Below are 5833 nucleotides of genomic sequence, written 5' to 3' on the forward strand. Positions count from 1 at the left end.
AAGTCAAATTGCCGACTTAAAGCAAACTACAGCCGCAATTGACCAAAAAATAGCTGACTCATCCCTGGAACAACAAATACAGCAACTGCAAGGGGAACTTTCCTCATTGAAACAAGCGTTTAACCAGCGGTTGGAACCAAGTCAAATTGCCGACTTAAAGCAAACTACAGCCGCAATTGACCAAAAAATAGCTGACTCATCCCTGGAACAACAAATACAGCAACTGCAAGGGGAACTTTCCTCATTGAAACAAGCGTTTAACCAGGGGGTGGAACCGAGTCAAATAGAATCAGTGAAGCAATTTGCGGCGGTAGTTCAACAACAGATTGCTGACAAGGAACCAGTACCCCCAGCGTTCGATCCGACACCCCTAGAACGACAAATACAGGCATTAAACAAAGCGATCGCGCAAATCGACTCGACCCAAACAAACTTCACCATCGAACTTGCCAAACTGCCCCAACTGTGGGAAACTGTCGCCCAGATCCAGCAGCAGCAGTCCGAGTTACAAAAACTAATACTTCAAATCAAGCAGCCTCCACCCTCCCCAGTCTTTCCTCTCGTTACCTTCGGAGGGAAAATCCAACCCCACAGAACCAAAAATAAACGCATAGAAGCCATTATGGCAATGGCGGAGGCACACGGCATCGGCACAGAATTTCAGATGGTGACGCAAGCAGCAGAGAAACACCACCTGACATTGAATCCCTGGCCTACTAATCTAGTATTCGGACCTGCCGATAATTTGATCGCGACCAAGTCTAGCAATCGCTCCCAATGTTTGTTTACAATGTCAGGACAGCCTACACAAGAAGGAAAAGTTCGACTGTGGCTGTCATCGCAAACCTTCGCGGATTTTTACCCAGTGATGGAGATGACTGTCACCTCGATCTTGGGATTTGATGGGTGGGTGGAGATGACAAAGGGAGAAATTGAGCAGTTTGTCGCGAGTCTGAATCGCTTGTTTGAGTCGTTGGAGGCAAATCCAGCTGAGTTAAACTAGATGTCTGTGATAAATTGGCGATCGCGTTGTGATCTAGATCCGCGATCGCTCTTTCTGCCATATCCATAATAAGACTTGGAATAGATCTAACCGAGCCGCAGCCCTTAAATTTTGCCTTTGATCCCGGTTAGCCAATTTGTGCTAGCAGTGGGTGACTGGGTCTGTTGTCTGGGCTGCAAAGAACTAGGCGATCGCGCTTGATAAAGATATCTTAAACTATCCTGTGACTGGCATCACCCTCAACTTGTAGCTCGCCTCACGGGGTATTGTGGTAACAATCATCCTTGAGAGAGGTCTGCGATCGCTAAACCTCCTAGAGAGGAATTATACAGTTAAACTGTAAGAGTTCCCGGCACTGAGATGGTATCTCAAGGTTTTTTCCCTCAAGCTACAACTGGACACTTTAGAGCTATTAAAGCTCCACTCCCCAGCGATGACTCAAACATTGTTCATCATACTGAATCGCTGCCAAATTCAAACGATCCCCAACCAGATCTCTCCCCACAGAGGGAAACAATCTGCCAGTTTTTTCTAAATCTTGTTAAGCAATCGTCACCAGACTTAGTTTTAGCTGAATTTAAAAATTTATTTATCCAGTTTGTTGTGGTTCAGACAGAACCGCAAAAAGCGTTTTATAAAATAATTATTTCTCGCGATGAATCAGAGTTTAAAAACACCTTAACGCGAACTATTTATATTATTCTTAACAACTGGATTTTTCGCCGGGAATACAAGCCAGCACAGGCTCTGATTGAATTGCTTGGTAATGCTCCCGTTAATTGTTGCACAAAATCCCAAACGCTCAATCATCTGAGTACTTGGCTAGATAATTTTATCAAGAGTCAAGAATACCAAGAAATAAAAGTATTTGTTGCTAAATACGACTATCAACAAAAACAACACTGGAAGAACCACTACACTTCTTATTTGTTAACTTCTCAGTATGCTAATTCTCAAAACTCCCTAGAACAGCGCCAAGCGGCTAAAGCATTATCCCAGCAGTTACAAGATAAATTTAAGGTGGATTTGGCTATGTACACAGCACATTCTCATCCTGATGCGCCTCACGAGCAAAGAACTCAAAATCCAACATTTCTCGGCGATGAAGCACTGGAATTAATCAAAAAAGTTGTAGCCAAACGCAGTTTTTTTAGCTATGGCAATTTAGCGAATATTTTTATCCAACAAACTCACCGGCTTAAATACAAACATTTTAAGCAAAGTTTAATAAAATACTTGTTTTTCTCTGTCTCTAATCAAGGATTAGTAGATAATCTGAGAACAAAGCTAACTGAAAAACTAGAAGGCATTTATCAAGAATATGACGAAGAGGTATTAAATAAACCGCTGCTGCTCAAAACTTGCAATCGCACGATAGAATGGTTGACTATCCCCAGAAATGGAGAACCTTCTTCCTTGTTTATTGCCTTAGCTTCTCAAGGAAATCCTTTAACATTAGCAATTATTTTGCTCAAACTGATTTTAATCTGCCCGCCGACTCGGACTCATTTAGAAGTTTGTATGGCAAATTTAATTCGATACTATGAAGATTATTCCCAAGAAGAATGCCATTGGGTGATTAAATTCTTGGAAATCACAAAAATTATTTTGACAATTTTTACTGAAAACGTGCAATACAATTTAGTCGATATGGATCAAAGCAAATTAAATACCGGCGCTCCAGATGAATTGAGAATTTTTTCTCAGCAAGCCGAGCGTAATAAAAACTCTCCTCCTGATTAGATCTCTTGTCTTCCCGGTTCTGCGCCTCTGGGGTTGATTAAATATTAGCTATCCTCTCCCTTGCGGATAAATTGCTTTAAAATATCTCCCGGTTTCCGATCCCAAGTATCGATATGTTCGTATATCAAACCATTTTCATTGAGTTTATACGTAGAATAGCCATTAAAAAATATGCCAGCTTTCCAAGGAACTCGCAAAACACCACGCACCGTCCAATTGGCAATAATTGTATCCTCAGTTTTCCGAGCAATATCGTGCAAATCGAAGTAAATTTCGCTAAAAAATAGCCTGGCGTGAAATCGCAGCGTCCAGAAAATAATCCGATAGTTGAATTTCCATTTAAACTTGTTGACCGGGTCTTGAAAGTAGATATCCGGCGTATAAATATCATAAGAAATATCTTGCTCAAAAAGCGTTGGTAAATCCTTTTTAAGCGTTTCTATAACCTGTTGTATTTGCGATCGCTCTTCCATTGCACCAGTCTCACAACTAATAATTTTCTTCGCCCCAAGGAAGCAGTTGCAAGTAAACTAGCACCAGCGTAACAGCTAGCAACACCGTTGCAGCTGCGGCGGCGTAGCCAAAATCAAAGCGCAGATAATTTCTGAAACCTACCCAGCGAGTGCCGCTAATGGTAAAGTTCCAATAGGTAGGGGCTGAGGTAAAACAGGTAGGCGATGGGCCAGAGGAGGAAGATACCCAGTAGGATCGGAGCAGGAGATAAAAAGATCCAGGCAGCGATCGCATCTGAATCCGACCACGACTTACTATATAGTTTTGGCCTCTGCAATCAAACCTCCCATCTGCCATGACTGTGACCCCAATATCAGATGATTCTACCTTGAGCCTCGTTTCTCCAACCATTCCAGCCAAACTTCCCCAACAAGATGCACCTGTGAAACTAGGTATTCTGGCTTCTGGGAGTGGTAGTAACTTTGAGGCTATTGCACAAGCGATCGCCGACGGACACCTAAATGCTAAAATACAAGTTTTGATTTACAATAATCCTGGCATCAAAGCCGCAGCAAGAGCCGAACGCTGGAACGTTCCCGCCTTCTTGCTCAACCATCGAGACTTTAAGCGTCGCCAAGACTTAGACGCCCAAATCGTCCAAACCTTGCGGGAATATGATGTCGAGTGGGTTATTTTAGCAGGTTGGATGCGAATTATAACTCCTGGTTTTATTGATGCTTTCCCCAACCGAATTATCAATATTCACCCCAGTTTATTACCTAGTTTTAAAGGGATTGGGGCAGTAGAGCAAGCTCTCGCCGCAGGTGTAAAAATTACTGGGTGTACGGTTCACTTAGTTGTTCCAGAAGTTGACAGCGGCCCAATTCTCATCCAAGCTGCTGTGCCAGTGTTACCCGACGATACGCCAGAAACCTTGCACGCGCGGATACAAGTACAGGAGCATAAGATTATGGTGGAAGCGATTCGCTACGCGACTGCTTTGCCGAACGCTCTTGCTGCACGCCAGCATCAGGTAGAGGTCAGCAGCGAGCCACATCGATAGACCATCCCAGCGCGGCTATCTACCCCTAGCTTGGCAAAGATTCGGCGCCAATGGGTCGAAACAGTCCACTCATACCATGTCCGGTTAAATACCCATAGTTAGGTATGACGCGGTGACACGGTGACACGGTGACGGGTCGAGATTTTTATTAAGGGTAATTAGGCGGACATCATATCACTAATGGGAAGCCGACAGCAACAAAAGTCGCAATTTGCAGTTCTCGGCCAGTTAAGATCGCAGCAATATCTGAGTTAAGATTTGGAGAATTCTCGGCTTCGACAATTTCCAGGCGCTGTCCATCAACCTCAAACCGAGCTACTTGCGATGCTAATGTAGAGGAACAGGTTGCGAGGCTATTTCCCTGGTTAAGAATCAGGTAATAACGCAAGTTGCTAGTTATAAACAAGGCCGTTGCTAATTGCTAATTGCTAATTGCTAATATAGGATTTTTACTGACATTAGCCATTAGCCTCGTTCCCAGGCTCCTGCCTGGGAACGCCATTAGCCGCTCCCAGAGAGATAACTAGCAACTTGAGTTAATAGCGATTGTTAATTCGCAAGTCCCCAACAACATTGCATTTGACAAAAGGGTTTAAATTACTATTCTCAATCGTCGAGGTACTCTGTTTTCTCATGATGAGAACCCTAGAAGAATAATATGGTTTCTCTTTAAGTTTGCTACAGATGGCTGACGCCCAGACGCCCAGACGCGGGGATTGATGTGTAGCAAAATATTAGAGAATTGATATAAGCTATTCAAAAAACCTCAAAATCACCTGAGCAAGCGATTCTAACCATCTCAGGAATTACGCAAATCACCTTTGTTTGTATGAAAAGTCGTTGGTTTGGGAACTATAGAACAAAGGTGATGACCTGGTCGCGCGTAAGTCCTGCATCTGTTGAGGAACGATTTGGGTTGGATCTGCTATTCCCTAAAATTTTAAAGCTAATCGCTAATTGCTCATTGTTTGTGAGAATATAAATCCTGGTTTAATCCGACCAATTTAGGACTTACGCACCAGGAGGCCAGAAACCGGATTTCTTTGTAGCTCTCTGGGCAAACACAATGCCCACCCCACAAGAATTTTAGCTCTGTAGTGGCGGGCACAATGCCCACCCCACAAGAATTTTAGCTCTGTAGTGGCGGGCACAATGCCCACCCCACAAGAATTTTAGCTCTGTAGTGGCGGGCACAATGCCCACCCCACAAGAATTTTAGCTCTCTGGGCAAACACAATGCCCACCCCACAAGAATTTTAGCTCTGTAGTGGCGGGCACAATGCCCACCCCACAAGAATTTTAGCTCTGTAGTGGCAAACACAATGCCCACCCCACAAGAATTTTAGCTCTGTAGTGGCAAACACAATGCCCACCCCACAAGAATTTTAGCTCTGTAGTGGCGGGCACAATGCCCACCCCACAAGAATTTTAGCTCTGTAGTGGTGGGCACAATGCCCACCCCACAAGAATTTTAGCTCTGTAGTGGTGGGCACAATGCCCACCCCACAAGAATTTTAGCTCTGTAGTGGTGGGCACAATGCCCACCCCACAAGAATTTTAGCTCTGTAGTG

The 5833-nt window shown here is 43.9% G+C and carries 4 protein-coding genes and 2 pseudogenes; 3 read left to right on the plus strand and 3 right to left on the minus strand.

All coding sequences use genetic code 11. The annotated features are described in order from the left end of the window. Together MiSe_RS47315 and MiSe_RS47320 are read left to right on the plus strand one after the other, a co-directional pair. A pseudogene (locus MiSe_RS47315) lies at nucleotides 1–1003 on the plus strand (hypothetical protein); the annotation flags it as partial. Between the two features lie 360 nt (nucleotides 1004–1363). Continuing rightward, complete coding sequence (locus MiSe_RS47320; RefSeq protein ID WP_226594069.1) at nucleotides 1364–2746, plus strand: Sll1247 family protein; 1383 nt, start codon at nucleotides 1364–1366, stop codon at nucleotides 2744–2746. Between the two features lie 44 nt (nucleotides 2747–2790). Here the strand turns inward: MiSe_RS47320 and MiSe_RS47325 are convergent, their stop codons facing one another. Next, entirely contained in the window at nucleotides 2791–3219 is a 429-nt protein-coding gene (locus MiSe_RS47325; RefSeq protein ID WP_226594072.1) for a C6orf136 family protein, read from the minus strand. Nucleotides 3220–3235: 16 nt separating this feature from the next. Next, nucleotides 3236–3346: pseudogene (locus MiSe_RS54365) on the minus strand (carbohydrate ABC transporter permease); the annotation flags it as partial. A gap of 208 nt (nucleotides 3347–3554) precedes the next feature. Between MiSe_RS54365 and purN the strand changes: the two are divergent. Continuing rightward, nucleotides 3555–4262 (plus strand): phosphoribosylglycinamide formyltransferase, encoded by a 708-nt coding sequence (gene purN, locus MiSe_RS47335; protein ID WP_226594076.1) that lies wholly within the window; start codon nucleotides 3555–3557, stop codon nucleotides 4260–4262. A 169-nt stretch (nucleotides 4263–4431) separates the two neighbouring features. On the opposite strand, the gene MiSe_RS47340 is transcribed toward purN, so the two are convergent. After that, on the minus strand, nucleotides 4432–4668 hold the full coding sequence (locus MiSe_RS47340; protein ID WP_226594079.1) for a hypothetical protein: 237 nt from the start codon (nucleotides 4666–4668) through the stop codon (nucleotides 4432–4434). Between the last annotated feature and the right edge of the window lie 1165 nt (nucleotides 4669–5833).

The sequence above is a fragment of the Microseira wollei NIES-4236 genome, from assembly GCF_020521235.1.
Taxonomy (GTDB): Bacteria; Cyanobacteriota; Cyanobacteriia; order Cyanobacteriales; family Aerosakkonemataceae; genus Microseira; species Microseira wollei.

Coding starts and splice junctions, on each gene's coding strand:
- MiSe_RS47325 (WP_226594072.1), bottom strand. CDS start 3,219: ATGGAAGAGCGATCGCAAATACAACAGGTTATAGAAACGCTTAAAAAG.
- MiSe_RS47320 (WP_226594069.1), top strand. CDS start 1,364: ATGGTATCTCAAGGTTTTTTCCCTCAAGCTACAACTGGACACTTTAGA.
- purN (WP_226594076.1), top strand. CDS start 3,555: ATGACTGTGACCCCAATATCAGATGATTCTACCTTGAGCCTCGTTTCT.